This window comes from Xanthomonas campestris pv. phormiicola (genome assembly GCA_025666215.1).
Taxonomy (GTDB): Bacteria; Pseudomonadota; Gammaproteobacteria; order Xanthomonadales; family Xanthomonadaceae; genus Xanthomonas_A; species Xanthomonas_A campestris_A.
On the sequence record CP102593.1, the window covers coordinates 4454461 to 4480331 of the forward strand.

The following is a 25871-nucleotide window of genomic DNA, read 5'->3' on the forward strand; positions in this document are numbered from 1 at the left end:
CATGCCGCTTCGCAAGCTCGCCCGCCGCTCCCGCATCCGCGAAGGCCGCTCGTATCCGCTCGGCGCCACCTGGGACGGCCTGGGCGTCAATTTCGCGCTGTACTCGACCAATGCCACCAAGGTGGAGCTATGCCTGTTCGACGAGCGCGGCCGCGAGGTCGAGCGCATCGCGCTGCCCGAGTACACCGACGAGATCTGGCACGGCTACCTGCCCGATGCGCGTCCCGGCCAGTTGTACGGCTACCGCGTGTACGGTCCGTACGCGCCCGACGCCGGGCACCGCTTCAATCCCAACAAGCTGCTGCTCGATCCGTACGCCAAGCAACTGGTCGGCGAACTGAAATGGGCGCCCGCCCTGTTCGGCTACACCATCGGCCACAAGGACGCGGACCTGAGCTTCGACCGCCGCGACAGCGCCGCCTACGTGCCCAAGTGCGCGGTGATCGATCCGGCCTTCACCTGGGGCAAGGACCAGCGCCTGCAGACGCCGTGGGACCGCACGGTGATCTACGAGACCCACGTGCGCGGCACCACCATGCGCCACCCGTCGGTGCCGGAGGCCTGGCGCGGCACCTTCTCCGGGCTCAAGGTGGACGAGGTGGTGGAGCACATCAAGCGGCTCGGCATGACCGCGGTGGAGCTGCTGCCGGTGCACGCCTTCGTCGACGACGAATACCTGCTCAAGCAGGGCCTGCGCAACTACTGGGGCTACAACACCATCGGCTTCTTCGCGCCGCAGCCGCGCTACATGGCCACGCGTACCGTCGCCGAGTTCAAGCAGATGGTGGCGCGGCTGCACCACGCCGGTCTGGAAGTGATCCTGGACGTGGTCTACAACCACACCGCCGAGGGCAACGAACTGGGGCCGACGCTGTCGTTCAAGGGCATCGACAACGCCAGCTACTACCGTCTGGCGCAGGACCGCCGCTTCTACGTCAACGACACCGGCACCGGCAACACCTTCGACCTGACCAATGCCGGCGCGCTGCGCATGGTCAACGACTCGCTGCGCTACTGGGTGTCGGAGATGCACGTGGACGGGTTCCGCTTCGACCTGGCCACCATCCTCGGCCGCGAGCACCACGGCTTCGATCCCAAGGGCGGCTTCCTCGACGCCTGCCGCCAGGATCCGCTGCTGAGCCAGGTCAAGCTGATCGCCGAACCCTGGGACGTGGGCCCCGGCGGCTACCAGGTCGGCGGCTTCCCGCCCGGCTGGTCGGAATGGAACGACAAGTTCCGCGACAACGTGCGCGCGTTCTGGCGCGGCGACGAAGGCCAGCTGGCCGAACTGGCCACGCGCCTGACCGGCTCGGCCGACCTGTTCAACCACCGCGGCCGCCGCCCCACCGCCTCGGTCAACTTCGTCACCGCCCACGACGGCTTCACCCTGCACGACCTGGTCAGCTACGAGCACAAGCACAACGAGGCCAACGGCGAGGACAACCGCGACGGCTCGGACAACAACATCTCGGCCAACTACGGCGTGGAAGGCGAGAGCGACGACGCCGAGATCAACGCCCTGCGCCTGCGGCAGATGCGCAACATGCTGGCGACGCTGCTGCTGTCGCAGGGCACGCCGATGCTGCTGGCCGGCGACGAGTTCGGGCGCAGCAAGGGCGGCAACAACAACACCTACTGCCAGGACAACGACCTGACCTGGCTGAACTGGGAAAGCGGCGAGCGCGCGCAGCGGCTGACCGCGTTCGTGACGCGCCTGACCCACCTGCGCGCGCACTATCCGCTGCTGCACCGCGCGCGCTTCTTCGACGGCGTCTACGACGAAGAACTGGGCATCAAGGACGTGAGCTGGCTGGCGCCGGACGGCGAGGAAATGAACGAGGCGTCCTGGCACGACCCGCACGCACGCGCACTGATGATGCGCCTGGACGGCAGGGCGCCGTCCAGCGGCCTGCGCCAGGCCGCGTCGAACGTGACCTTGCTGATGATCGTCAACGGCGCCACCGAGGATGTGACCTTCACCCTGCCGATGGTCGAAGGCGAGCACTGGCGCGTGCTGATCGACACCGCCGAACGCGACCACGAGCACGGCTTGCCCGGCGGCTCGCAATGGCATGGCATCTGCCGCTCGCTGACCCTGCTGGCGGCCGAGCGCGACGGCAAGGTCGCCGCGTCCCAGCACCAGAATGCGGCGGCACCGCCAGCAGCGGCGGCATGAGCGTCGCGGCAGCGAAGCGACGGTAGCGGCGCGGATGGTGGCTGGCCACCGCCCGCTGCCCGTTTCGCGGACACAGGCCTTGCGCCTGTGGAGGAGCGGCTTCGGCCCCGACCGGGTCCGCAAGCCTGCAGGCCACCCGGCGCCAACCATCGCGGCTGCGTCGGGCCACCAATCGGCGTTGATGCCTTGTTCGATGCCGAGCGCTTGTTTCGGCGTGGTTCCTCGCGGTTGAAGGCGCGCCTGCAGAGGATCGGGCTAGAGCGCCCGGCTGCGCCCGGCTGCGCCTGGATCGCGTGCGAGCGCGGACGATCAGTACCGGTGGTGCGAGCGTGTCACGCGACGGCGAATCGCCGGGACGGTTGCCACGCCCTGCGCTGCGCGCTGGCCACCGCCTTGCCCGGCGCCGGTGCCGCCGCGACCGCGTCCGACACCGCGGCGCCGGCGTCGGCCAGCGCCTGGCGCAACTGCCCGATCGGCTTTTCGGTATCGTTGGCCCGCAGGACGCGCCGCATCCGCGCATGGCCGACGGAAGTTGGCCGATCCGCATGGCGCCATGCCATCCGCGTCCGCAGCGAGCCGTTCACCCCCCTCCCGCAGGAGTCCGCATGCCGCTGTATCCCTTGTTCGCCGACCTGGCCGGGCGCCGCGTGCTGGTGGTCGGCGGCGGCGAGGTGGCGATGCGCAAGATCGAGGCGCTGCTGCACGCCGGCGCGCAGGTGCTGGTGTACGCGCACGCGCTCAACGCCACGGTGGCGCAGTGGCTGGCGCAGGGCCGCCTGCAGCGGGTCGACGGCGAGTTCGATGCGCAGTGGCTGGACGACGCCTGGCTGGTGGTCGCGGCCACCGACGACACCGCCTTCAACCGCGCACTCGCCGCGCAGGCCGGGCAGCGCCGCAAGCTGGTCAACGTAGTCGACGATGCCGAGCTGTCCACGTTCCAGGTGCCGGCGATCATCGACCGCGATCCGCTACTGGTGGCGATTTCCTCCAGCGGCGCGGCGCCGATGCTGGCGCGGCGCCTGCGCGAGCGCTGGGAAACCGAGCTGGACCATTCCTACGCGCAGCTGGCGCAGCTGTTCGCGCGCCACCGCGAGGCGATCCGCGCGCGCCTGCCGCAGCTGGCGCAGCGCCGGCGCTGGTTCGAACAGGTGCTGGAAGGCCCGGTGCAGGTGCTGCTGCAGGGCGGCCAGCCCCAGGCCGCCGAGCAGGCCTTCCACGACGCCCTGCAGCGCAGCGAGCAGGACGTGCCGCGCCGCGGCAGCGTGTGGCTGGTCGGCACCGGCAACGGCGACCCCGGCGCGCTGACGCTGAAGGCGCTGCGTGCGTTGAACCAGGCCGATCTGTTGCTGTGCGATCCGGCAGTGGACGCCGCGGTGCTGGGCCTGGCGCGCCGCGATGCGACGCGGCAGCCGCTGCCGGCCGACGACGCCGCGCACTTCGCGCTGCTGGTCGAACAGGTACAGGCCGGGCAGCGCGTGGTCAGCCTGAAGCCGGGCGATGCGTTCCGGCAGGCGCCGCATGCGCAGCTGGCCACGCAGCTGGCCGCCGCCGGGATCGCCTGCGACGTGGTCGCGGGCGTGGCGCTGGATTGATTCGGCGCGACGCGGCGCGACCGCGACGGCCGATCAAGCCGACGCCGGCGCCACCGCAACGTCCGCCGCCGGCACCCCCGCCACCTGCAGCAACGGCTTGCGCAAACCCACCCACAGCGCCAGCGACAGCAGCGAGATGCCGCCGAGCAGCAGGAACGCGGTGCGGTAGCCGAAGTCCTGCGCGATCCAGCCGCCCAGCGCCGGACTCAGCGCCGCGCCGATGCCCTGCACCGTCATCACCGCGCCCTGGCCGACGTTGACCCGGCCGGTGCCCTGCAGCAGCCGCGCCACCAGCGCCGGCACCGCCACGCTCTGCAGGCCGGCGCCGACGCCGTCGAGGATCTGCACCGGGAACACGCCCCACGCATGGATCAGGCTGGCCGCGATCAGCCCGCGCAGCGGCAGCGCCAGGAAGGTCAGCAGCATCACCCACCAATGCCCGCGCACGCGGATCAGGCGCATCGCCAGCAACGAGGCCACCACCATGGTCGCCTGCGCGACGATGATCGTGGTCGCGGTCAGCGCACTGGGATCGCCCTGGTGCGCGGCGACCACGGCCATGCCGTACAGCGGCAGCATCGCCGCATTGCCCAGATGGAACAGCGCCAGCGCCAACGCCAACACCAGCAGCGGCTTGCAGGTCAGCAGCACCGACCAGCCGCTGGCGTGCGCCGCGCCGTGCGCGCCGGCGTCGGCCAGGCCGCGCGCGGCGCGATGGTCGATCGCATCGCGCGGGATCAGCAGCACCGAGACGATCGCCAGGATGCCGAAGCCTGCGGTCAGCGCGAACACCGCGCCGAAGCCGAATGTCCAGCCGAGCAGGCCGGCCAGCGCCGCCGCGACCACGTTGCCGGCATGGCTGCCGACCTGGTTGCGCGCGATCTGGTGATCGAAACCGGCCTGCCGCACCAGGCCCAGGGTGATGCCCGACAGCGCCGGGCCCAGCGCCGCGGCGGCGAGCGCGGTCATCACCTGCGCGGTCACCACGCCGGCGAAGCTAGGCGACCACCACAGCAGCGCCGAGGCCAGCAGGATCAGGCTGCAGCCGACCACCACGATGCTGCGCTTGCGCCGGGTCGCATCGACCAGCGCGCCGCCGGGGGTGGTCGCGAGCATGCCGGCGATGCCGCCGACGCTCATCACCGAGCCGATCGCCGCCACCGACCAGCCCTTGGATTGCAGGAACACGCTCAGGAACGGACCGAGCCCGTCCTGCACGTCGGCCAGGGTGAAGTTCAGCGCTTCCAACGCACGCGTGCCGCGCGGGCGGGCGCCAGGCGCGGCGGCCGGCCGCGCGCTCATCGCCGCACCGCCGCGCAAGCGGAAAGGCGCGAGACACCGTAGCGAGCCGCACAGCGGAGAAGCGACATGGCGAGGTCCTCAAAGCGCCGCCGCCGACACCGCGACGGACGCGAAACGATACGCAGCGCAGGGGCGGCCGCGTCGCCGCGGCCGCCCCCACCCCGCCCGGTTCAATGCTTGGGTTTGGGCTTCGGCTTGGGCTTGTCGGCGTCATGCGGCTTGGGCGGGTGCGGCTTGGGCGCGATCGGCTGCAACGCCGATACCTTCGCACCCAATGCCTGCGCATGGATCACCATGCCGTGCGGCGAGGCCAGCGCGTGGCCTGCCACCGCCAGCGGCTTGCCCACCGCCAGCCATTTGGCCAAGGGCGCGGCGGCATGCGGCGGGAAGCGCACGCTGCTGTGGTCTTCGAGCAGCACGCCGTGCACCTGCCCGTGCGGGCCATGCAGCAGCCGCGCGACGATCCCGCTGTGCTGGGTCTTGGCCGGTTTTTCGTGCTTGTCGGGCTTCGCTGATTTCTCCGGCTTCTTGGCCGGCTTGTGCTGGGCGTGCGGCCCATGCGGTCCGCGGTCGGCGATGCGCTTGCCGCCGTCGGGATCGATCGCCAGCGCGACCAGCATGTCCACGCCGTAGGGCTTGAGTCCGCGCACGCCGAGCGCGATGCCCGGCTTGAGCGTTTTCAGCAGCTGCGCCGACAGGTGCGGCGCGGTATGCACTTCGGTGCCGTCGTCGAGCAGCAGGCCATCGACCTCGGCCTTGGGATTGAGCAGGAAACGGGCGAGCGTGCCGCGGGTTTCCGGCAGGTAATCGGGATCGACCCAATGCATGGCGTTACTCCAATAAAAGTGGGGACCGGCGTTGTGCCGGTGACGGCGCCCGCCGCAACAGGCAGCGGGCGCCGCAATCGCAAGACCAGGTGCGGGGAATCAGCGCGGTGCGGGCCGCGGCACCGGCGGCGCAGCAGGCGTGCCGGGACCACCCGGCGGCGGCGGCGCGACCGGCGGTGCGGGCGGGGCCGGCGGCGCGACCAGCGTGCGCTGCGAGGCGCGGTCGCGGCCGAGCCGGGTCGCCTCCAGCGAGCGTCCGGCCGCGGTGGCCACGCCGAAGCCGCTGACGCTCAACGGCGCGCCGACGCGCAACAACGCCGCGTTCTGCAGGGCCACGTGCGGCGGCATCCGCACCACGGTGCCGTCGCTGAGCAGCACGCCGGCGGTATCGCCGCCCGGGCCGTAGACCAGGCGTTCGATGCGGCCCTGCGCCTGCATCGGATTCAACGCAGGCGGGGCGGGCGGCGCGGGCGGGGCGGCCAGCGGGTTGGGCGGACGATCCACCACCTGCTTGCCGCTGCGCCGCGCGCTGATCGCACTGGCCTGCAGCAGCGGCAGCGTGCCCAGGCGATAGCCCTGCACCGTCACCGCATCGCCGCGCCGCACCGCGGCCTGCAGGTCGGCCGACAGCTGCGGCGGGAAGCCGACCTGGGTGCCGTCGCGCAGCCACAGCCCATCGACGTCGCCGTTGGGATTGAGCATGAAACGTTCGACCGTGCCCTCGACGCGGACCGGCGCGGCGGCGACCTGACCTGGCGCCGGCGGGGCCGGGGGCGCTGGCGGAGCAGGCGGCGGGGCCACGCCGGCAAGGGCGGCCGGCGCGACCGCGGGGGCAGTCGGCAGCTGAGCGGCGGCAGTCGCGGTGGCGATGGCCAGCGAGAAAGCGAGTGCGCTACGACGGATCATCGGAAGTTCTCCACGGCGGCGAGGGAGTGCGCCTGTGCGCAGACCAACGCGGGAATCGTGCCAACGTCGATCTTGTTGATATGGAAGAGAATTTATCGAACCGATGCCGATGCGAGCGTCTGCTTATCATGCAGCGCTGTCCGCTTTGCGGACATCCCTGGCGTTGCAATCGGCTGCCCGGAGCGCCTTTCCTCTCTTCTGTTTCCAGGCAACCAAATCCTGTGGAAACGGCCTCGCAGGCCTTGGGGTATCAGTTGCGACGAGCGTTACGCCCCCTCGCGCAAGCGTTACAGCCCTTGCAGCCCTTGCAGCCCTTGCAGCCGTTGCTGTCGTTGCTGTCGTTGCTGTCGTTGCTGTCGTTGCAGCCGTTGCTGCCGCAAGGATGCTTCGCAGTGCTCGCATCGCCGGCAGGGTGCATCGTGGGAGGGACTTCAGTCCCGACTGCATCAATCTCGGCAAACCCTACGCGCCGCTCCCGCAAATGCCGGGACTGAACATCTAACCCAGCCCATAGTCCTCAAGCTTGCGATACAGCAGCTGGCGATGGATGCCGAGCCGGCGCGCGGCCTCCGCACGATTGCCCTGCGCCTGCGCCAACGCCGCCTGGATCATCCGCTTCTCCAGCTGCGCGACCGCATCCGGCAGGGTCAGCGCCGACGTATCGGCGAACGCCGCGTCGCCATCGCCGACCAGCACCTCGTCCAGGTCCTGCGCCTCGATCGCCGGCGTGCGCACCAGCACCTGGCAGCGCTGCATCGCGTTGCGCAGCTCGCGCACGTTGCCCGGCCACGGATACGCGCGCAACCGCGCCTGCGCCGCCGCCGACAGCGTCCGCGCCGCGCCGGCACCGTCCTCGAGGAAATGCCGGGCCAGCAGCACGATGTCGTCGCCGCGCTCGCGCAACGGCGGCAGTTCGATCGGCACCACGTTGAGCCGGTAGCGCAGGTCGCTGCGGAAACGGCCGTCGGCGACCAACTGCGCCAGCTCGCGATGGGTGGCGGCGACCACCCGCACGTCCACCTTCTGCGCGCCGCGCCCGCCCAGCGGCGAGATCTCGCCCTCCTGCAGGAAACGCAGCAGCTTGGCCTGCATCGGCAGCGGCATGTCGCCGATCTCGTCCAGGAACAAGGTGCCGCCGTCGGCCTCGCGGATCAGCCCGGGGCGATCGGCGCTGGCGCCGGAAAACGCGCCCTTGCGGTAGCCGAACAGTTCGCTCTCCATCAGCTCGGTCGGGATCGCCGCGCAATTGACCGCGACGAAGGCTGCGCCCGCGCGGGCGCTGGCGCGATGCAGCGCGCGCGCCACCAGTTCCTTGCCGGTGCCGGTCTCGCCGCTGACCAGCACCGGCAGGTCCGAGGCCGCGGCCAGGCCGATGCGCTTGTGCACGGTGCGCATCGCCGCGCTGTGCCCGAGCAGCGCGCCGGCGTCCTCGGCCGGCGCCGGCGGCGCTGCCGCACTGCCGTCGCCGCCGGCATGCGCCTGCAGCGCGCGTTCCACCACCGCGACGATGTCGGCGCGGCCCACCGGCTTGACCAGGTGGTCGAACGCGCCGAGCTTCATCGCCTCGATGGTGTTGCCGCTGGACGCGTGGGCGGTGAGCATCACCAGCGGCACTGCGGCGGCCTGCGCATGCTCCTGGCGCGCGCGCATCAGCGCGATGCCGTCCATTCCGGGCATGCGGAAATCGACGAAGGCCAGGTCGATGCCGCCGTCGCGCAATCGCGCCAGGCCCGCCTCGCCATCGGCGGCGGCGATCACCTCGTGGCCGAACGAGCGCAGCGTGGCCTGCAGCGTGCTCGAGAAGGCGGTGTCGTCGTCGACGATCAGGATGCGCGCCATGGCAATTCCAGGATGAAGGAGGTGATGCCGTCGTGGTGCGCGTAATGCACCTCGCCGCCGTGCGCGCGGGCGATCTCGCGCACCAGCGCCAGGCCCAGGCCGTTGCCGTCGCTGCGGCCGCTGGCGAAGGGTTCGAACAGGTGCGCGGCCACCGGCGCGGGTACCGGAGGCCCCTGGTTGGCCACCGTCAGCCGCAGCAGGTCGGCGTCGGCTGCGACCGTCAGCGTCACCGCGGTGCCGGGCGTGGCGTGCTGCAGCGCATTGCGCAGCAGGTTGTGCAGCGCGCGCGCGGCCTGCTGCGGGTCCAGCGTCCACTCGCTCGGTGCGTCCGCCAGTTGCAGCGCGATCGGCGGCGCCGGCTCGCCCCATTCGGCCGGATCCAGCAACGCCTGCAGCCACGGCCGCAGCGCCACCGTCTGCCGTTGCAGGCGAATCGGCTGGACCATGCCCAGCAGGCTTTCGACCACGCCGTCCAGGCGCTGGATCTGCGCCAGCATCAGTTGCGCCTGCGCCTCGTCGAAACCGCCCTCGCCGGCGGCGATCTGGTTTTCCAGGGCCAGGCGCAAGGTCGCGATCGGGTTGCGGATCTCGTGCGCCACGGTCGCGGTCATGCGACCGAGCGCGGCCAGCCGTTCGTGCCGCGACAGTTCCTGGCCGAGCCGACGCGCCTCGGCCAGGGCCTGCGCGCTGCGCTGCGCATACTCGGTGACCGCCGCGCCGAGGCGGTCCAGCTCCGGCGCGCCGGTCGCCGGAATCGACGGCACTTCCGCCGACGTCGCCAGGGCCTGCTGGATGCGCTGCAGGCGCTGGCTCCAGCGCCGCACCACCCAGCCCAGCGCCACCGCCGACACCACCGCCAGGGCCAGGATCAGCGCCACGCCCACCGCCAGCGGACGACCGGCCGAGGCCTCGCCGGTGGCGGCGACCCGGGTCATCGTCCACGCCGCGGTGCTGCGATCCAGCGGGCAGGCCGCGATCAGCAAGGTCTCGCGCTGGCCATCGCGACGGTAGTGCACCGATTGCTGCCTGGCGACGCCGCGCTGCGCGGTGGCGACGATGGCGTTGCGTTCGGCGCTCGGCACATCGGTCTTGTGCTCGCTGCCGTCGTAGGTGGGATAGGCATAGGCGACGAAGCCACGCTGCCGCTCCCACACCCCGCCCTCCACGCCCGCGGCGTCGGCCAGCACCAGTTGCAGCACCACCGCGGCCAGGCCGGTGCCGTCGCTGCCGCGCGCGGCCGCGCTGGCGCCGTTGTAGCGCTGCACGATGCGCGCGCAGTCGCCCTGCAGCCGCACATGGGCCTCGCCCACGCGCACGCCCTCGCTGTGCCGGTACAGGCCGAACAGCACCACCGCCATGCCCACGCACGCGGCGAGGACGACGATCCAGATCAGCAGCAGTTGCCGCAACAGCGAACGAGGCATGGTCCACCGGGGACGCGAAAGGGGCAAAGGTAGCAGCGCGCCCCGCCGCGCATGCAGCGACGCGCTGCCGCCGTTCACGGCTCAGCGCAGGTTGGTCTTGACCAGTTCGAGCACCTCGTCGCCGCGTCCGCTCATCACCGCGCGCAGCAGGTACAGGCCCATGCCCTTGGCCTGCTCCAGCTTGATCGCCGGCGGCATCACCAGCTCCTGGGTGGCCACGCGCACATCGACCAGCACCGGCCCCGGATGCGCGAACGCCTGGCGCAGCGCCGGCTCCAGTTGCGCCGACTCGTCCACGCGCACGCCGAGAATGCCCATCGCATTGCTCATCGCCGCGAAGTCCGGATTGCTCAGGTCGGTGCCGGTATCCAGATAGCCGGCCGACTTCATCTCCATCGCCACGAAGCCGAGCGAGGCGTTGTTGTAGACCACCACCTTCACCGGCAGCCCCAGCTGCGCCAGGGAGATGAAATCGCCCATCAGCATGGTGAAGCCGCCGTCGCCGGACAGCGAGATCACCTGCCGCCGCGGGAACTGCGCCTGCGCGCCCAGCGCCTGCGGCATCGCATTGGCCATCGAGCCGTGGTTGAACGAACCGAGCAGGCGGCGCTTGCCGTTCATGCTCAGGTAGCGCGCCGCCCACACCGTGGGCGTGCCGACGTCGCAGCTGAAGATCGCGTCCTCGTCGGCCAGCGCATCGATCATCCGGGTCAAGAACTGCGGGTGCAGCGGCTCGCCGGGCGCGGCCGCCACGGCCAGTTCGTCGAGGCCTTCGCGCGCCTTGCGGTAATGCGCCAGCGCCTTGTCCAGGAAGCCGCGCTCCTGGCGCCGCTGCAGTTTCGGCAGCAGCGCGGCGATGGTCTCGCGCACATCGGCGGCGATGCCCAGCTGCAGCGGCGTGCGCCGGCCCAGCGCGGCCGGATCGCGATCGACCTGGACGATGGCCGCGTCCTGCGGATAGAACTGGCGGTACGGGAAATCGGTGCCGAGCATCAGCAGCGTGTCGCAGTTGAGCATGGCCTGGTAGCCGGAACTGAAACCGATCAGCCCGGTCATGCCGACGTCGAACGGGTTGTCCCATTCCACATGCTCCTTGCCGCGCAGCGCATGCACGATCGGCGCGCCGAGCAGGTCGGCTAGCGCCACCAGTTCGTCGTGCGCGCCGGCGCAGCCGCTGCCGCACAGCAGCGTGGTCGCCTTGCTCGCCTGCAGCAACGCGAGCAGGCGCTCCACATCGGCAGCGGCCGGCAGGATCCGCGGCGGCGCCAGCGCCGGCCAGGCGGTCGGCGTGCCCCTGGGCAGCTCCTGCAGCGCCACGTCGCCGGGAATCACCACCACCGCCACGCCCTGCCTGAGGATCGCGGTGCGCATCGCCCGGTGCAGCACCTCCGGCATCTGCGCCGGGTTGGTGACCAGCTCGACGTAGTGGCTGCACTCGCGGAACAGTTCCTGCGGATGGGTTTCCTGGAAATAGCCCAGGCCGATCTCCGAGGAGGGAATGTGCGCGGCGATCGCCAGCACCGGCTGGTGGCTGCGGTGGCAGTCGAACAGGCCGTTGATCAGGTGCAGGTTGCCCGGGCCGCAGCTGCCGGCGCAGACCGCGAGCTTGCCGCTCAGCGCGGCCTCGGCGCCGGCGGCGAACGCGGCCACTTCCTCGTGGCGCACGTGCATCCACTCGATGCTGTCCATCTGCCGCAGCGCGTCGGTGAGTCCGTTGAGGCTGTCGCCGGTCACTCCCCAGATGCGTTCGACGCCGGCGCTGTGCAGGGTTTCGGCCAGATGCCGGGCGATGCTGAGGTTCGACACGTGCGCTGCTCCGCGGGAGGGGGAGCGGCAGCGTCCCACGGCTTGCGTAAGTCCGGCGTCATGGATGCCGACGGCCCGGTTCGCAATGCGCGCAGGTACTGGCGTTGCCGCACCGCGACTTTGTCACGGCCATCGCTCGGCATGCAATGGTCATGCGGCGTAGCGAGACGCAGCGAAGCGGCGCAAATCAGCACGACCATCCTTTACAACACCGCGCGCATTTGCGCGGCGGCGCCCGCCTCGGGCAACTGCAGCGCCGGGCCGGCCGGGCGGGCTTCGCCTGCGCATGCTTGCGCAGCGGCGACGCGGCAACGTGCCGATGGTGCGCGCGCTTCGCTCGACCTGTGCGCAGCCTGGCGGCAATGCGGCCACTTGACTCGCAGCATGTCCTTTCGCAACGGACGCGATTTCCAATACCATGCCGGCAACCAGCAAACGACCGAGAACCCGATGGAAAGCACTCTGCGCAGTTCCGGCGGTCGCGGCGCCCCGGGGGATGCGGCTCCGATGATTGAGAACGCACGCGCGGGCGCCCGGGTGGTACTCGTTACCGGCGGCACCGCCGGCATCGGCCTGGCCCTGGCCGAGGCGTTCCTGGCCCAGGGCGACCGCGTGGCGGTCTGCGCACGTTCCAGCGAGGCGCTCGATGCCATGCGCCAGGCGCATCCGGACGCGCTCGCGGTCAAAGCGGATGTCGCCGACGCCGCGGACCAGGCGATGCTGCTGGACGCCGTCGCCGCGCAGTTCGGCCGACTCGATATTCTCGTCAACAACGCCGGCCGCCTGGTCGAGCGGGATTTCGCCGCGGGCGTTTCCGACATGGCCGGCCTCTCCGACGAATTGGCGGTCAACCTGACCGCACCGATCCAACTGACGGCGGCGACGCTCGCACGCTGGCCATCGATGGAGGCGATCGTCATCGTCAGCTCCGGCTACGCGTTGGTTTCTCCGCGCCGCGCGCCGAGCTACGGGGCCGCCAAGGCCGGCCTGCACGGTTTCGCGGAAGGACTCCGCAGGCAACTCGCCGCGCGCGGGACACAGGTGCTGGAAGTGCTTCCGCCGAGCGTGGATACGCGTGCGACGGCGCACAGCCAGGGCAGGAAGATTTCCCCTGAGGAAGTTGCGCGGGTCACGCTGGCGGCTCTGGCGCGCAAGCGGCCGATGGCGCTTCCGGGGCAAACGCGCTGGCTTCCGCTGCTGCTGCGCCTGATCCCCGGCACGGTGAGCCGCATCGTGGCGGAGAGCTGAGGCACTTCCGTGGAGCAGCGCCGCGGGCGCTCCACGCCGGCGAAGGCGGCAGCGAGACGGGCTCGCGATGCGGCACTTCGCCCGGTTACGCCGCCCTCTCCCACGCCGAACGCGCATCGACAGCGGTGGCGATCGCCGCACGGGTGCGGGCGCATGGCTGGTCCGCTCGCGGCCTACCGGCGCTTGTCCCCGCCTGTATCGATATCCGGCGCGCCGTCCGCATCCCGGCTATCGCGCGAGTGACCGGGCTTGGGCCAGCGCTCAACCGGTCTGCTGCAGCGCCTCGTGCTGGCGAACCTGGCGCACCGGCCGCGGCCGGCTCGGGAAGGCGTGGCGCACGATCCGCCACATCACCTGGCCGAACTGGCGCGGCAGCGAGCCGGTGTTGTAGTGCTGGCCGTAGCGCGCGCAGATCGCCTTCACCTCCACCGCCAGCGCCGCGTAGCGGTTGGCCGGGATGTCCGGGTAGAAGTGGTGCTCGATCTGGTGGCTCAGGTTGCCCGACAGCACGTTCAGCAGCTTGCCGCCGGCCAGGTTGGAAGAACCGCGCAGCTGGCGCAGGTACCAATGGCCGCGCGACTCGCCCTTGATCGACTCCTTCGGGAACGTCTCCGCATCGGCGGTGAAGTGGCCGCAGAAGATGATCACGAAGGTCCAGATGCTGCGCAGCACGTTGGCAACGAGGTTGCCGAGCAGCACGGTCAGGAAGAACGGGCCGGCCAGCGCCGGGAAGATCACGTAGTCCTTCAGGATCTGCCGGCCCATCTTGCGCCCGACCGGCAGGAAGGTGCGGCGCAGCTCGCCGCGCTTCATCTTGCCGGCGAACCAGCGGCCCAGGCGCAGGTCCTGGATCGCCACGCCCCATTCGAACAGCAGCGCGAACACCACCGCGATGAACGGCTGCGCCAGGTAGAACGGGCGCCAGCGCTGCTCGGGGAAGATGCGCAGCAGGCCGTAGCCGATGTCGTCGTCCATGCCGCGCACGTTGGTGTAGGTGTGGTGCTTGAAGTTGTGGGTCTTGCGCCAGTTGTCGCCGGTGGCGACGATGTCCCACTCGTAGGTGTTGCCGTTGAGCTGCGCATCGCCCATCCAGTCGTACTGGCCGTGCATGACGTTGTGGCCCAGCTCCATGTTCTCCAGGATCTTGGACAGGGTCAGCAACGCCACGCCGGCGATCCACGCCGGCCACAGCACGCTGTGCACGAACGCGCCCAGGAACAGCAGCGCGCGCCCGGCCAGGCCGGTGTAGCGCACCGCGGCGACGATGCGGCGGATGTAGCGCGCGTCGGCCTCGCCCAGGGTGGCGACGGTGCGCACGCGCAGCGCGTCGAGTTCGTCGCCGAAGGCCTGCAGGTCGGCCGGGGTCAGTGCGCGGTTGCGGGGAGCAGCCATGGGGAAGTCCTTCAAAGGTCCAGGATCAGGTCGCTGCTGGCGCTGTTGATGCACAGCTTCAGCATCGAACCCGGTTCGGTGGCGTGCGCGCCGGTGAGCAGGTCGCGGGTCGCCCCGGATTGCTTGCCGCACGCGCAGCTGTTGCAGATGCCCATGCGGCAGCCGTGCTTCGGGCGCAGGCCTTCGGCTTCCAGCGCGGTCAGCAGCGACTGCCCGCGCGGCAGCTGTAGCACACGGCCGCTACGCGCCAGCGTCACCGCGACCGTGCCGTGTTCGGTATCGGCCAGCAGCGGCGTGCTGAACGCCTCGGCCTGGAAGCGCGCGACATGGCCCTCCAGGCGGGTACGCGCGGCCTGCACGAAGCCGCCGGGACCGCAGGCCAGCACTTGCGCCTGCTCCAGCCCGGCCAGGTGCGCCAGCGGCAGCGTGTCCACGCGCGGCGCCGGCGCATCGCCTTCGCCGGTGATCGCCAGCTGCAGGCGGAAACGCGGGTGCGCGGCGGCCAGCGCCTGCAGCTCGTCGACGAAGCACACCTGGTCGCGGCGCCGCGCCCAGTAGATCAGGTCCACGTCGGCCGGCATGCCGGCGTCGGCCAGTTGGCGCAGCAGCGCGCGCATCGGGGTGATGCCGCTGCCGGCGGCCAGCAGCAGCCAGCGCCCCTGCGGCGCGGCGGGCAGCACCATGTCGCCGAACGCCTGGCCCAGTTCGAAGGTCTCGCCGATCCGCGCGCTGTCGGCCAGGTACTGGCTGACGCGGCCGCCGTCGATCGCCTTGACCGTGATCGCCAGGCGCCCGCCCGGCAGCGGCGTGGGGCTGTAGCTACGGGTCAGGCGGCGTCCGTCGATCTCCACGCCCAGCTGCACGTGCTGGCCGGCGCGCAGGCCGCGCCAGTGGCGGTTGGCCTTGAGGACCAGGGTCACCGCGTCGCTGCTGGCGCGTTCGCGCTGCAGCAGCCGCGCGCGCGGGCGCTGCCAGGTCCACAGCGGGTGGATCCGCGTGGACCAGAAATCGAACACCTCCGGCTGCACCCAGGCGCGCAGGGCGCGGGTGGCGGAGCGGGCGGAGGCAGGACGGCGGGCAGCGTTCATGGCGACCACTATACAGGCGCAGATACAGATGTCTATACAGTTGTATATTCACGAAGGCGTTATGATCGCGGCCTTGTCCCGCCCAGTCCGCCCATGACTTCCATCGTTCCCCTGCCCCTGCCCGAGGACGCGCTGCCCGCGCGCAGGAGCGCGATCTCGCGCGAAGACCTGCTGGCGGCGGCATTGAAGCTGATCGGGCCGCACCGCAGCGTGTCCACGCTGAGCCTGCGCGAAGTGACCCGCGAGGCCGGCATCGCCCCCAACAGCTTCTATCGCCAGTTCCGCGACATGGACGAACTGGCGGTGGCGCTGATCGACCTGGCCGGCAGTTCGCTGCGCACCATCATCGGCCAGGCGCGGCAGCGCGCGGCCGGCAGCAACCGCAGCGTCATCCTCAGCTCGGTGGAAACCTTCATGGAGCAGCTGCGCGCCGATGACAAGCTGCTGCATGTGCTGCTGCGCGAGGGCACGGTGGGTTCGGACGCGTTCAAGCGCGCGGTGGATCGCGAGCTGAACTACTTCGAGGAAGAGCTGCGCGTGGACCTGATCCGCCTGGCCGCGATCGACGAGGCGCCGCTGCACGAACCGGCGCTGGTGTCCAAGGCGATCACCCGGCTGGTGTTCGCGATGGGCGCCACCGCGATGGACCTGCCGCCGGAAAAAGACCCGGAACTGATCCGCCAGATCAGCGCGATGCTGCGCATGATCATCCTCGGCTCGCGCACGATCGCCGCCTCGGCGTAGCCGCGCCGCGCCGGCGCATGGGCCGTACGCCGCCGCCCTGAACGGTCTGTCGCTGTCTACGCATCCGTCCACAAGACCGTCTTGCGCATCGATCGGCGGGCCGTGGCGACGGGCGGAATGCCTCGCCGCATTCGCGCCTGACCCGCCGCCGACGGCCTCGCCCCGGTTTTGCGGGCGGATGCCGGGCGCGTGAGGAGAACACCACGCTTTGCGTGGCCGAAGGTATACAGTGGGAACACATATTCCGCAGGTGCGCGCAAGGCAAATGGAAAACCCCGCGCTATCTGCGACGGTCGCCGCGCTCGCACGACTGGCCGCCGACGGCGCGGAAGCGTCGACGATCGCGGCGTCCATCACGTCGACGTGGCGGCAGATCGAACAGGCGCTGACGCCGATCCTGGGCGCACGCGGCGTGGCCGCGCTGTTCAAACGCGCCCTGTTCCTGAGCAAGGACCGCTTCCCGTGGCTGGAAGAGGCCTTCGCCGCGACCGAGGCGTCCAGCGAACAGGGGGCGCTCGACGTCTTCGGCCTGGTACTGAGCCGGCAAGGCGCCGCCATCGCGGCCGCTGGTGCTGGCGCCTTTCTTTCGACCTTTCATGGCGTGCTGGTCAGCATGATCGGCGCAACCCTCACCGAACGGCTTTTGCAGTCGGTGTGGGTCACCTTTTCCAGCGGACCTCCCGCGCAGGACATCTCTTCATGAGCAGCAAAGTCGCCATTCACTGCCTGCAGACCGGCGTTCCCGGACTCGACGCGGTCTTGGGTGGAGGATTGCCCGAATTCTCGTTCAACCTGATCGCCGGACCGCCCGGCTGCGGCAAGACCACGCTCGCGCACCAGATGATGTTCGCGCTGGCCACGCCGGAGCGTCCGGCACTGTACTTCACCGTGCTCGGCGAGCCGCCGCTGAAGATGCTGCGCTACCAGCAGCAGTTCGACTTCTTCGACGCCGCCGCGATCAACGCCACGATCCACTTCGTCAACCTCTCCGAGGAAACCCTGGCCGGCGATCTGGACCGGGTGCTGGCGCGCATCGTCGCCGAGGTGGAGGCGCACGGCCCATCGCTGGTGTTCGTCGATTCGTTCCGCTCGGTGGCGCTGGCCAGCACCGCCGACGGCAACCTGCACAACAACCTGCAGCGCTTCATCCAGCAACTGGGCATGATGATGACCAGCTGGCAGGCGACCACGTTCCTGATCGGCGAATACTTCGTCGAGTCCGATCCCAATCCGGTGTTCACCGTGGCCGATGGGCTGATCTGGTTGCGGCAGAGCGTGCAGCGCAACTCGATGGTGCGCAAGATGGAGATCATGAAGATGCGCGGCAAGCCGTCGCTGCCGGGACTGCACACGTTCCGCATCGACGGTTCCGGCGTGCGCGTGTTCGCGCCGGTGCCGGCGCTGCCGCTGGGCGCACCGGCGCCACAGGCCGGCGCGCGCCTGCCGATGGGCGTGCCGGAACTGGACGCGATGCTCGGCGGCGGCCTGCCGCAGGGCTATTCGCTGCTGGTGGCCGGTCCGTCCGGCTCCGGCAAGAGCCTGCTCGCCGCCGCGTTCCTGGCCGAAGGCGCGCGCCAGGGCGACAGCGGCGTGCTGGTCGCCTTCGAGCAGCAGCCGCGGCGTTCGCGCATCCCGGCGCTGGCGGCGTTGATCGACAGCGGCCAGGTCGGCGTGGTCGACAGCCGTGCGCCGGACCTGTCGATCGACGAGATCCTGCTGTTGCTGGTCGCGGAGATCGAGCGGCTCGGCGCCACCCGCGTGGTGATCGATTCGCTGTCCGCGTTCGAGCTGGCGTTGGCGCCGACGTTTCGCCAAGACTTCCGCGAATCGCTGTCGCGCATGGTGGTGGCCCTGGCCGCGACCGGCGTCACCGTGCTGATGACCTCGGAACTGGAAGACCGCTACACCGACCTGCGCTTCAGCCCGTACGGCACCGCGTTCATGACCGATGCGATCATCGTGCAGCGCTACATCGAGGTGGAAAGCCGCTTGCGCCGGGTCATGGCGGTGGTCAAGGTGCGCGCCAGCGCACACTCGGACGCGCTGCGGGAATTCCATATCGACGACACCGGCATCCGCATCGGCGCGGCGCTGCCGCAACAGGAAGGCCTGCTCGGCGGCCGGCCGATGCGCAAGTCCGGCGTGCACGACGCCCTCGACACGAGCTGACCCAGCATGCAGACGCCTCCGGAACAGCCCACCATCGATGTAGCCCGGCTCGAGCTCTCGCATCTGCGCCGCCAATCGTTGGTCGCGCGGCTGGAGTTGCACCGGCTGCAAGCGGACCTGAGCGCGCTGAAGGACCATGCGTCGCACGAGCTTGCGACCGATCTGAAAGCGGCCAACGAACGCCTGGTGTTGACCACGCTGCGCGCCCAGGCGCAGGTAGCGACCTACGAACTGGCGCTGGAGGACGCGACGCGCCATGCCAAGCGCGACGCACTGACCGGTCTGCCGAACCGTGAACTGCTGTTCGAACGGCTCAACCAGGCCATCACCGCGGCGCACGCGCAACATAGCCGCATCGCCGTGCTGTTCCTGGATCTGAACGAATTCAAGCAGGTCAACGACCTGCTCGGACACGCCACCGGCGATGTGTTCCTGCGCCTGGCCGCCGAACGCATCAGCAGCATCGTCGATGCGCATGTCACCGTGGCGCGCTACGGCGGCGACGAGTTCGTCGTGGTGCTGACCGGGCTGAGCACCAAGGCCTATGCCGCGGCGACGGCGACCGCGCTGATCGAGGCCTTCGCGCAGCCGGCGGTCGCCGGCGAGGACACGCTGCGGCTCGGCGTGAGCATCGGCATCAGCCTGTATCCGGACCACGCCGACAACGTCGAAGCCTTGCTGATGCATGCCGACGACGCCATGTATTGCGCCAAACGCCTGTCGACGGCGCGCTTCGAGTTCTACGATCCGCGCCTGGTCGGCGAACTGCATGCGCACCGCAACGCGTTGGGCGCCAAGACATGGGCAATCGACGCAGACCCGACCGCCTCCGCGCACGAGAGCGAACGACATGCGCAGCTGCGCCAGGCCAACGAGCACCTGGTGCTGGCCGCGTTGAGCGCGCAGGAGCTGCAGGCGGGCGCCGAGAAGGCCTACCAGCGGCAAAGCGAATTCCTGGCGTTCGTGGCGCACGAACTGCGCAATCCGCTGACCCCGATCGGCATTGCCGGATCGATGCTGGCCACCCTGCCCCCCGACAATCTGCTGCGCATGCAACGGATCATCGAGCACGAAGTCGCGCACATGGCGCGCCTGATCGGGGATCTGCTCGACCTGTCGCGGGTACGCACCGGCAAGCTGCGCTTGATCAAGGAACCGATGGACCTGCGCGAAACCGTCATGGAAGCGGTCAATGCCTGCCGTCCGGCGATGAACGCGCGCATGCAGACACTGGCATTGAACACCCCCGAGCACGCGCTGGAGATTTCCGGCGACCGCGTGCGCCTGTCGCAGGTACTGCGCAATCTGCTCGACAACGCCTCCAAATACACACCCGAGCACGGCCAATTGACGCTGGAACTGCAGCAGCTCGCCGATCAGGCGCTGCTGATCGTCTCCGACACCGGCATCGGCATCTCCGCGCAAGCCCTGCCGCTGGTGTTCGAACCGTTCGTGCAGGACACGCATGCGATCGGTTTCAACAGCGGCGGCATGGGCATCGGATTGACCGTGGTGCGCGAGATCGTGACCGCACACGGCGGCACGGTGGTCGCCAGCAGCGCCGGACTGGATCACGGCAGCGCGTTCAGCGTGTCGCTGCCGCTGTAGCCGACACGCACGCGGCGCAGCATCGCTGCACACACGATGACGACGCGATCTTGGCCGTGCCTTTACCCACCGACGTGCAAGGTGTTCCTTCCCCCGAAGCAGGACACCGCCATGCCGGTTCCAAACTATCCCTACCCGCCCTTCAAGACGCAGCAGCAGTCGTTCCCCGGCCTGACCGACAAGATGGATCCGAAGCCGGACCACGGCGAGGACAGCTACCTCGGCCACGGCCTGCTGCAGGGCAAGCGCACGCTGATCACCGGCGGCGACAGCGGCATCGGCGCGGCGGTGGCCATCGCCTATGCGCGCGAAGGCGCCGATGTGGCCATCGCCTATCTGCCGAGCGAGCAACACGACGCCGAGCGTATCGGCAAGCTCATCGAAGCCGCCGGCGTGCGCGTGCTGCTGCAGCCCTGCGACGTCAGCGACCGCGCGCAGGCACAGGCATTGATCGCAACCGTGGCCGAACGTTTCGGCGGGCTCGACGTGCTGGTCAACAACGCCGCCTACCAGCGTTACTTCCACAGTTTCGAGGAGATCACCCTCGACGAGTGGGAGAAGACCTTCGCCACCAACGTGCACGCGCCGTTCCACCTGGTGCAGCTGGCGGTGCCGCATATGCCCGAAGGCGGTTCGATCATCAACACCGCCTCGGTCAACTCGAAGAAGCCGACCCCGAACATCCTGCCCTATTCCAGCACCAAGGGCGCGGTCGCCAACCTGACCATCGGCCTGGCCGGCTTGCTCGCCGACAAGAAGATCCGGGTCAACGCGGTATTGCCCGGTCCGATCTGGACCCCGTTCATTCCCGCCGGCATGGACGAAGAGTCGGTGAAGGAGTTCGGCTCGCAGACCCCGTTCGGCCGCCCAGGACAACCGGCGGAACTGGCCTCGGCCTATGTGCTGCTCGCCGCCGATACCTCCAGCTACACCTCCGGCACCCTGCTCACCATTGCCGGCGGCGCGGTCACGTTGTAGCCGCGGCAGCGCGGCCGGCCGATTGCCGCGACAGCGGCGATCCCTGGCCGCTATCGTCATTGCGAAGCCGCCGCACCGGCGGTTTCGCCTCGCTGCGCAGAATCCCCGCGTAGCACACCCTGGAAAAAAGCGGCCACGCCAGCGCGGTTACGCGCGTCCATGCGCACCGCGCACGTCAGCATGCACACAAACGGCGAAACCGCGCTGCGGCGCGCGATGTTTCCGCGGTGCCGAAGAGGCGTCTTCCTCCGGCATCGGCCACCACGACCGTGGTGGCGCCCATTGCCGCGTTCAGCGTTTTCCAGGCCGCACCCCCATGCGGACGCTCATCGCAAAGCATTCACCCTGCATTGCATTCGCGCTAACGCGGCGAGGTCTAGCGTGGGGCCTCAGCAGGGGAATACGGCAGACGCTTGTCGCAGCGAACGCGCGGCGCCCTCATCTGGAGACACGTTCATGGCCCGAAGCAACACCGAGCGCTTGTTGAAATGGCTGCAGGACGCTTACGCAATGGAACGGGAAGCGAACACGATGCTGACCGCCACCGCAGGCCGCCTGGAGCACTATCCGGAGCTCAAGGCGCGCATCCAGCAGCACATCGCCGAGACCCGCGACCAGTCCGAGCAGGTGAAGCGCTGCATCGAACTGCTCGATGGCTCGGTGCCCACGCTCAAGGGCGCCGTGGCCAGCGTGCTGGCGACGCTGCATGCCGCCGGCAATTCGATGATGAGCGACGAAGTGGCCAAGAGCCTGGGCATCAGCTATGCCTTCGAACACATGGAGGTGGCCGCGTATCGCGCGCTGGTCATCGCCGCCAAGGAAGCCGAGCAAGCGCAGATCGCGCGGATCTGCGCGGCCATTCTCGACCAGGAGATCGCCATGGCCGAGTGGCTGATCGAACACCAGGAGGCCACGATACTGGCCTTCCTGAAACGCGAGCGAACCGAAGGCCGGACCGCCAAACACTAGGCGGCCGGGCAGGACCGTTGCACGCACCATCCCGCACGCCCTCATCACCCAACCACGGAGATCCATCGACATGGCCATCAAGACCATCGACGACCTGTTCCTGCACGAACTGTCCGACATCTACAGCGCGGAGAAGCAACTGTCCAAGGCATTGCCGAAGCTCGCCCGCGCATCCACCGATCCGGCGCTGCGCGCGGCGTTCGAGACGCATCTGGAAGAAACCCAGGGCCAGATCGAGCGCATCGACCAGATCGTGGAGAAGCTCGAGCTGCGCCTGAAGCGCATCAAGTGCGCGGCGATGGAAGGCCTGGTGGAGGAAGGCAAGGAAGTGATCGAATCGATCGAGGCCGGCCCGGTGCGCGATGCCGCGCTGATCGGCGGTGCGCAGAAGGTCGAGCACTACGAGATCGCCTCCTACGGCACGCTGGCGGCGATGGCCAAACAGCTGGGCAAGGCCGATGCGCTCAAGCTGCTGCTGGAGACGCTGCAGGAAGAGAAGTCCACCGACGAAAAGCTGACCCTGCTCGCCGAGCAAGGCGGCAACCAGGCGGCCGCGCAGAAGCGCAAGGCCGCCTGATCGCCCCACCGCGGCGCCGATTCCCGGCGCCGCGGCTCCTGGACGCCGCCACCGGCAGCATGCCGAATCGCTCCTGGGCCTGGGCATTTTTGCAAAGGCATGCAGCAAACCGATGAGACGTTTCGTACAGGCCTTCGGCATCGGGGACGCCCTGCCCGCGCAGTTGGACCCACCACTGCGTGCGGGGCTTGCGGCCTATCCTGACCACTACACCCTGGGCAAGGGCGACGTCGCCACGGCGCTGGTCTGCCGCGATGGGGCCGCCCAGGCGGAGCGCCTGCAATGGAGCATCGTGCCGCGCTGGTCGAAGACGCCGGACACGCCCTACACCACCGTCACCGCGCGGCTGGAGCGCGCAGCGCGCAGTCGCATCTTCGCTGCGCCGTGGAAGAGCCAGCACTGCGTGATCCCGCTGTCCGGCGACTGCAAATGGGACCACAGCCGAAAGCCGGCGCAGCCGTATTACATCCACCACGCCGAGGGCGAAGTGCTGTTGGCAGCCGGATTGTGGGAGCGCGGCGAACCGGCCTTGCTCAGCTTCAGCGTGCTGACCCATGCCAACGCCGCGATTCCCCCGCCGCTGACCGCGGATGGACCGATCTTCCTGAGCGGCGAGCGTTGCCGCAGCTGGCTGCGCGGGCCGCGCCTGTTCCCCACGGCGTTGCTGGCGCGGGCACCGTAACCGCGGCTGCTGGCCTATCCGGTGTCGTCGGCCTACCAGCGCCGCGAGCGCAACGACCACACCTTGCTGGAGCCGGTGGACGCCGCTGCCGCGGCGCACGATGGCGGCGATGCGGAAGAGGAAGAGGACGACGCGTGACACGCGCGGCGTGGCGTGCTGCCCGCCGCGCCGGCGTCCATTGCGCTTGGCCACTGTGCAGAAACGACGACGCCGATGCATTGCGGCATCGGCGTCGTTTCAGGCCACGCGTCGGTTGCCGCCGCCGTGGCGCGGACTCAGAACTCTTCCCACTCCGAGCTTTCCACCAGCGCGCCGCCGGGCTTGCTCCGCGCCAGCGGGCGTGCAGCCGGCGCCGGCGCTTTCTTGACCGGCGCACGCGCGGCGGCGACCGCGCGGACCGGGGCCTGGACCGCCGCCGGCCTGGGCGCGAGCGCGGCCACCGGCCGGGCGGCGCCGGCGAGGCGGAACACCGCCACCGCGCGGGTCAGGTCCGAGGCCTGGTCTTCCATGCTCTTCGCCGCCGCGGTGGCTTCCTCCACCAGCGCCGCGTTCTGCTGGGTGGTCTCGTCCAGCTGCATCACCGTCTTGCTGACCTGCTCGATGCCCGAACTCTGCTCGGCGCTGGCCGCGGAGATCTCGGCCATGATGTCGGTGACCCGCTTCACCGAGGTCACCACCTCGGCCATGGTGGTGCCGGCACGCGCGACCAGGGTCGACCCCTGCTCCACTTCCTGCACCGAGTCGGAGATCAGGGTCTTGATCTCCTTGGCCGCCGCCGCCGAACGCTGCGCCAGCGAGCGTACCTCGCTGGCCACCACCGCGAAGCCGCGGCCCTGCTCGCCGGCACGCGCGGCTTCCACCGCGGCGTTCAACGCCAGGATGTTGGTCTGGAAGGCGATGCCGTCGATGACGCCGATGATGTCGGCGATGCGCGCGGAGGCGGCGCTGATCGAGGCCATCGTGGTGACCACGTCCTCGACCACGCGGCCGCCGCTCTCGGCCACTTCGCCGGCGCCCAGCACCAACTGGTTGGCCTGGCGCGCGCTGTCGGCGTTCTGCTTGACCGTGGAGGTCAGCTCTTCCATCGACGCGGCGGTCTCTTCCAGGCTCGCCGCCTGCTGCTCGGTGCGCACCGACAGATCGCTGTTGCCGCTGGCGATCTCGCCGGCCGCGGTGTTGATCGACTCGGCCGAACGCTGGATGCCTTGCACGATCGTGGTCAGCTGCTCGGCGGTGCGGTTGGCGGCATCGGCCAGCTGCCCGAACGCGCCCTCGTAGCGCACGTCCACGCGCTGCGACAGATCGCCGTCGGCGATCGCGCCCATGATCCGGCCCACGTCGGCCAGGCCGCTTTCGGCCTGCCGCATCAGCCGGTTCAGCGCTTCCACCATTTCCTTGAACGCGAACTGGTAGCGCGCCTCGTCGCCGCGTGCGGAGAAATCGCCGCGTGCGGCCGCGTCGGCCAGGCGCGCGATGTCGCCGTTGATCGCCGACAGGTTGCGCTTCACCGCATCCAGCGCTTCGTGCAGCGCGGCGCGCTGGCCCGGCAGGCGGCGCATGTCGCGGCGCAGATCGCCGCGGCCGTACTCGCCCATGATCGTCATCGCCTCGATGATCGCGTCCAGATGTTCGAACAGCGCGGTGTTCATGCCGTGCGCCAGGGTGCCGTAATCGCCGGGGAAATCCTCCGGCATGCGGTGGCTGATGTCGTCGCCCTGCTGCAGCCGCACCAGGGTCTGCATCTCGCCGTTGAAGCGCTGCAACTGGGTCTGCATCTGCTGCATGCTGGCCATCAGCTGCCCGGTCTCGTCGCGCGACTCCACCTTGATCGTGTTGTCGAAACGGCCCGAGGCGATGGCCTCGGCGGTGCGCGTGGCCGCGCGCAGCGGGGTGACGATGGCGCTGGCGATCAGCCAGCACAGCCCGACCACCAGGCCGACCAGGGCCGCGCCGATCCCGGTCAGGATCTTGGTGAAGCCCAGCGCCTCGACCTGGATGTCCTCGGCGTACACGCCCATCACCAGCACCCAGTTCCACTGCGGGTACAGCTTGGCGTAGCTGATCTTCGGCAGCTGTTCCTGCTTGCCCGGCTTGGGCGAGTTGTAGTAGCTGAAACCGTCGCCGCTGGTCAGCGCGGTGCGGATATCGCGATACACGTATTCGCCGGCATCGCTCTTGTAGTCGGTCATGTCGGTGCCGACCTTGCGCTTGGGATGCATCAAGATGCGCATCTGCGGGTCGACGATGAAGAAATAATCCACGCCGCCGTTGGTCTTCATGTCGGCCAGCGTCGCTTCCGCCGCCTGCTTGGCCTGCGCCAGGGTGATCTCGCCGCGCCTGGCCTGGTCGGCGTAGTGCTGCATCACGCTGATGCCCATGTCGACCTGGGTCTTCACGGTCTGCTTGCGCGCGGCGACCAGGTCCAGGTATTGCAGGCGCGCGGCGGCGACCGCGAGCAGGATCACGCCGATGGCGAGCAGGGTGCACAGCACCACGAACTTGCGCGTCATCGGCAGGTTGGCGATGCGGCGACGCAGAAAATCG

At 69.8% G+C, this 25871-nt stretch carries 20 protein-coding genes and 1 pseudogene; 11 read left to right on the forward strand and 10 right to left on the reverse strand.

From position 1 onward, the window contains the following. Position 1: 1 nt before the first annotated feature. Positions 2-2176 (forward strand): glycogen debranching protein GlgX, encoded by a 2175-nt coding sequence (gene glgX / locus NRY95_18765; protein ID UYC15715.1) that lies wholly within the window; start codon positions 2-4, stop codon positions 2174-2176. 410 nt (positions 2177-2586) lie between these two features. Here glgX and NRY95_18770 read toward each other — a convergent pair. Continuing rightward, positions 2587-2688 (reverse strand): annotated as a pseudogene (locus NRY95_18770) (response regulator). Positions 2689-2781: 93 nt separating this feature from the next. Between NRY95_18770 and NRY95_18775 the strand changes: the two are divergent. Continuing rightward, entirely contained in the window at positions 2782-3768 is a 987-nt protein-coding gene (locus NRY95_18775; protein UYC15716.1) for an SAM-dependent methyltransferase, read from the forward strand. Positions 3769-3801: 33 nt separating this feature from the next. Here NRY95_18775 and NRY95_18780 read toward each other — a convergent pair whose 3' ends face one another. The 6 genes from NRY95_18780 to poxB form a co-directional block, all read right to left on the reverse strand. Next, positions 3802-5070, reverse strand: coding sequence for an MFS transporter (locus NRY95_18780; GenBank protein ID UYC15717.1), 1269 nt, complete (start codon positions 5068-5070; stop codon positions 3802-3804). A 170-nt stretch (positions 5071-5240) separates the two neighbouring features. Beyond that, the gene (locus NRY95_18785; GenBank protein ID UYC15718.1) at positions 5241-5897 is read right to left on the reverse strand and encodes a hypothetical protein; all 657 of its coding nucleotides are present in this window, start codon (positions 5895-5897) and stop codon (positions 5241-5243) included. Positions 5898-5996: 99 nt separating this feature from the next. Then, the gene (locus tag NRY95_18790) at positions 5997-6803 is read right to left on the reverse strand and encodes a hypothetical protein (protein UYC15719.1); all 807 of its coding nucleotides are present in this window, start codon (positions 6801-6803) and stop codon (positions 5997-5999) included. Between the two features lie 498 nt (positions 6804-7301). After that, positions 7302-8642 carry a sigma-54 dependent transcriptional regulator gene (locus NRY95_18795; protein UYC15720.1) on the reverse strand — a complete coding sequence of 447 codons (1341 nt, stop codon included), beginning with the start codon at positions 8640-8642 and terminating at the stop codon, positions 7302-7304. Beyond that, on the reverse strand, positions 8627-10066 hold the full coding sequence (locus tag NRY95_18800; GenBank protein ID UYC15721.1) for a HAMP domain-containing histidine kinase: 1440 nt from the start codon (positions 10064-10066) through the stop codon (positions 8627-8629). Before NRY95_18800 ends, NRY95_18795 begins: the two co-directional genes overlap by 16 nt. An 81-nt stretch (positions 10067-10147) precedes the next feature. Next, positions 10148-11857 (reverse strand): ubiquinone-dependent pyruvate dehydrogenase, encoded by a 1710-nt coding sequence (poxB, locus tag NRY95_18805; protein ID UYC18637.1) that lies wholly within the window; start codon positions 11855-11857, stop codon positions 10148-10150. 399 nt (positions 11858-12256) lie between these two features. On the opposite strand from poxB, the gene NRY95_18810 reads away from it, so the two are divergent. Continuing rightward, positions 12257-13120 (forward strand): SDR family NAD(P)-dependent oxidoreductase, encoded by an 864-nt coding sequence (locus NRY95_18810; GenBank protein ID UYC15722.1) that lies wholly within the window; start codon positions 12257-12259, stop codon positions 13118-13120. Positions 13121-13381: 261 nt separating this feature from the next. On the opposite strand, the gene NRY95_18815 is transcribed toward NRY95_18810, so the two are convergent. Beyond that, on the reverse strand, positions 13382-14512 hold the full coding sequence (locus tag NRY95_18815; GenBank protein UYC15723.1) for an acyl-CoA desaturase: 1131 nt from the start codon (positions 14510-14512) through the stop codon (positions 13382-13384). Between the two features lie 11 nt (positions 14513-14523). Next, entirely contained in the window at positions 14524-15600 is a 1077-nt protein-coding gene (locus NRY95_18820) for a ferredoxin reductase (protein ID UYC15724.1), read from the reverse strand. A gap of 93 nt (positions 15601-15693) precedes the next feature. Here NRY95_18820 and fabR point away from each other — a divergent pair, with 93 nt between their 5' ends. From fabR to NRY95_18860, 8 genes are all read left to right on the forward strand, one after another. Continuing rightward, complete coding sequence (gene fabR, locus NRY95_18825) at positions 15694-16344, forward strand: HTH-type transcriptional repressor FabR (protein UYC15725.1); 651 nt, start codon at positions 15694-15696, stop codon at positions 16342-16344. Between the two features lie 265 nt (positions 16345-16609). After that, entirely contained in the window at positions 16610-17047 is a 438-nt protein-coding gene (locus NRY95_18830) for a hypothetical protein (GenBank protein ID UYC15726.1), read from the forward strand. Continuing rightward, positions 17044-18513: an AAA family ATPase gene (locus NRY95_18835; protein UYC15727.1), complete on the forward strand. Its 1470-nt coding sequence runs from the start codon at positions 17044-17046 to the stop codon at positions 18511-18513. The genes NRY95_18830 and NRY95_18835 overlap by 4 nt, the downstream gene beginning before the upstream one ends. A gap of 6 nt (positions 18514-18519) precedes the next feature. Beyond that, positions 18520-20121, forward strand: coding sequence for a diguanylate cyclase (locus NRY95_18840; GenBank protein UYC15728.1), 1602 nt, complete (start codon positions 18520-18522; stop codon positions 20119-20121). Positions 20122-20232: 111 nt separating this feature from the next. Further along, positions 20233-21099: an SDR family oxidoreductase gene (locus tag NRY95_18845; protein UYC15729.1), complete on the forward strand. Its 867-nt coding sequence runs from the start codon at positions 20233-20235 to the stop codon at positions 21097-21099. A 456-nt stretch (positions 21100-21555) separates the two neighbouring features. Next, positions 21556-22068, forward strand: a complete 513-nt coding sequence (locus NRY95_18850) for a ferritin-like domain-containing protein (protein UYC15730.1) — start codon at positions 21556-21558, stop codon at positions 22066-22068. Between the two features lie 70 nt (positions 22069-22138). Then, positions 22139-22645: a ferritin-like domain-containing protein gene (locus tag NRY95_18855; protein ID UYC15731.1), complete on the forward strand. Its 507-nt coding sequence runs from the start codon at positions 22139-22141 to the stop codon at positions 22643-22645. Between the two features lie 112 nt (positions 22646-22757). Next, positions 22758-23327, forward strand: coding sequence for an SOS response-associated peptidase (locus NRY95_18860; GenBank protein UYC15732.1), 570 nt, complete (start codon positions 22758-22760; stop codon positions 23325-23327). Positions 23328-23602: 275 nt separating this feature from the next. On the opposite strand, the gene NRY95_18865 is transcribed toward NRY95_18860, so the two are convergent. Then, positions 23603-25864, reverse strand: coding sequence for a methyl-accepting chemotaxis protein (locus NRY95_18865; GenBank protein UYC18638.1), 2262 nt, complete (start codon positions 25862-25864; stop codon positions 23603-23605). Between the last annotated feature and the right edge of the window lie 7 nt (positions 25865-25871).

Excerpts from the sequence above, each read along its gene's own strand:
- glgX (UYC15715.1), top strand. The coding sequence starts at position 2 with ATGCCGCTTCGCAAGCTCGCCCGCCGCTCCCGCATCCGCGAAGGCCGC.
- NRY95_18775 (UYC15716.1), top strand. The coding sequence starts at position 2,782 with ATGCCGCTGTATCCCTTGTTCGCCGACCTGGCCGGGCGCCGCGTGCTG.
- NRY95_18780 (UYC15717.1), bottom strand. The coding sequence starts at position 5,070 with ATGAGCGCGCGGCCGGCCGCCGCGCCTGGCGCCCGCCCGCGCGGCACG.
- NRY95_18785 (UYC15718.1), bottom strand. The coding sequence starts at position 5,897 with ATGCATTGGGTCGATCCCGATTACCTGCCGGAAACCCGCGGCACGCTC.
- NRY95_18790 (UYC15719.1), bottom strand. The coding sequence starts at position 6,803 with ATGATCCGTCGTAGCGCACTCGCTTTCTCGCTGGCCATCGCCACCGCG.
- NRY95_18795 (UYC15720.1), bottom strand. The coding sequence starts at position 8,642 with ATGGCGCGCATCCTGATCGTCGACGACGACACCGCCTTCTCGAGCACG.
- NRY95_18800 (UYC15721.1), bottom strand. The coding sequence starts at position 10,066 with ATGCCTCGTTCGCTGTTGCGGCAACTGCTGCTGATCTGGATCGTCGTC.
- NRY95_18810 (UYC15722.1), top strand. The coding sequence starts at position 12,257 with ATGTCCTTTCGCAACGGACGCGATTTCCAATACCATGCCGGCAACCAG.
- NRY95_18815 (UYC15723.1), bottom strand. The coding sequence starts at position 14,512 with ATGGCTGCTCCCCGCAACCGCGCACTGACCCCGGCCGACCTGCAGGCC.
- NRY95_18820 (UYC15724.1), bottom strand. The coding sequence starts at position 15,600 with ATGAACGCTGCCCGCCGTCCTGCCTCCGCCCGCTCCGCCACCCGCGCC.
- fabR (UYC15725.1), top strand. The coding sequence starts at position 15,694 with ATGACTTCCATCGTTCCCCTGCCCCTGCCCGAGGACGCGCTGCCCGCG.
- NRY95_18830 (UYC15726.1), top strand. The coding sequence starts at position 16,610 with ATGGAAAACCCCGCGCTATCTGCGACGGTCGCCGCGCTCGCACGACTG.
- NRY95_18835 (UYC15727.1), top strand. The coding sequence starts at position 17,044 with ATGAGCAGCAAAGTCGCCATTCACTGCCTGCAGACCGGCGTTCCCGGA.
- NRY95_18840 (UYC15728.1), top strand. The coding sequence starts at position 18,520 with ATGCAGACGCCTCCGGAACAGCCCACCATCGATGTAGCCCGGCTCGAG.
- NRY95_18845 (UYC15729.1), top strand. The coding sequence starts at position 20,233 with ATGCCGGTTCCAAACTATCCCTACCCGCCCTTCAAGACGCAGCAGCAG.
- NRY95_18850 (UYC15730.1), top strand. The coding sequence starts at position 21,556 with ATGGCCCGAAGCAACACCGAGCGCTTGTTGAAATGGCTGCAGGACGCT.
- NRY95_18855 (UYC15731.1), top strand. The coding sequence starts at position 22,139 with ATGGCCATCAAGACCATCGACGACCTGTTCCTGCACGAACTGTCCGAC.
- NRY95_18860 (UYC15732.1), top strand. The coding sequence starts at position 22,758 with ATGAGACGTTTCGTACAGGCCTTCGGCATCGGGGACGCCCTGCCCGCG.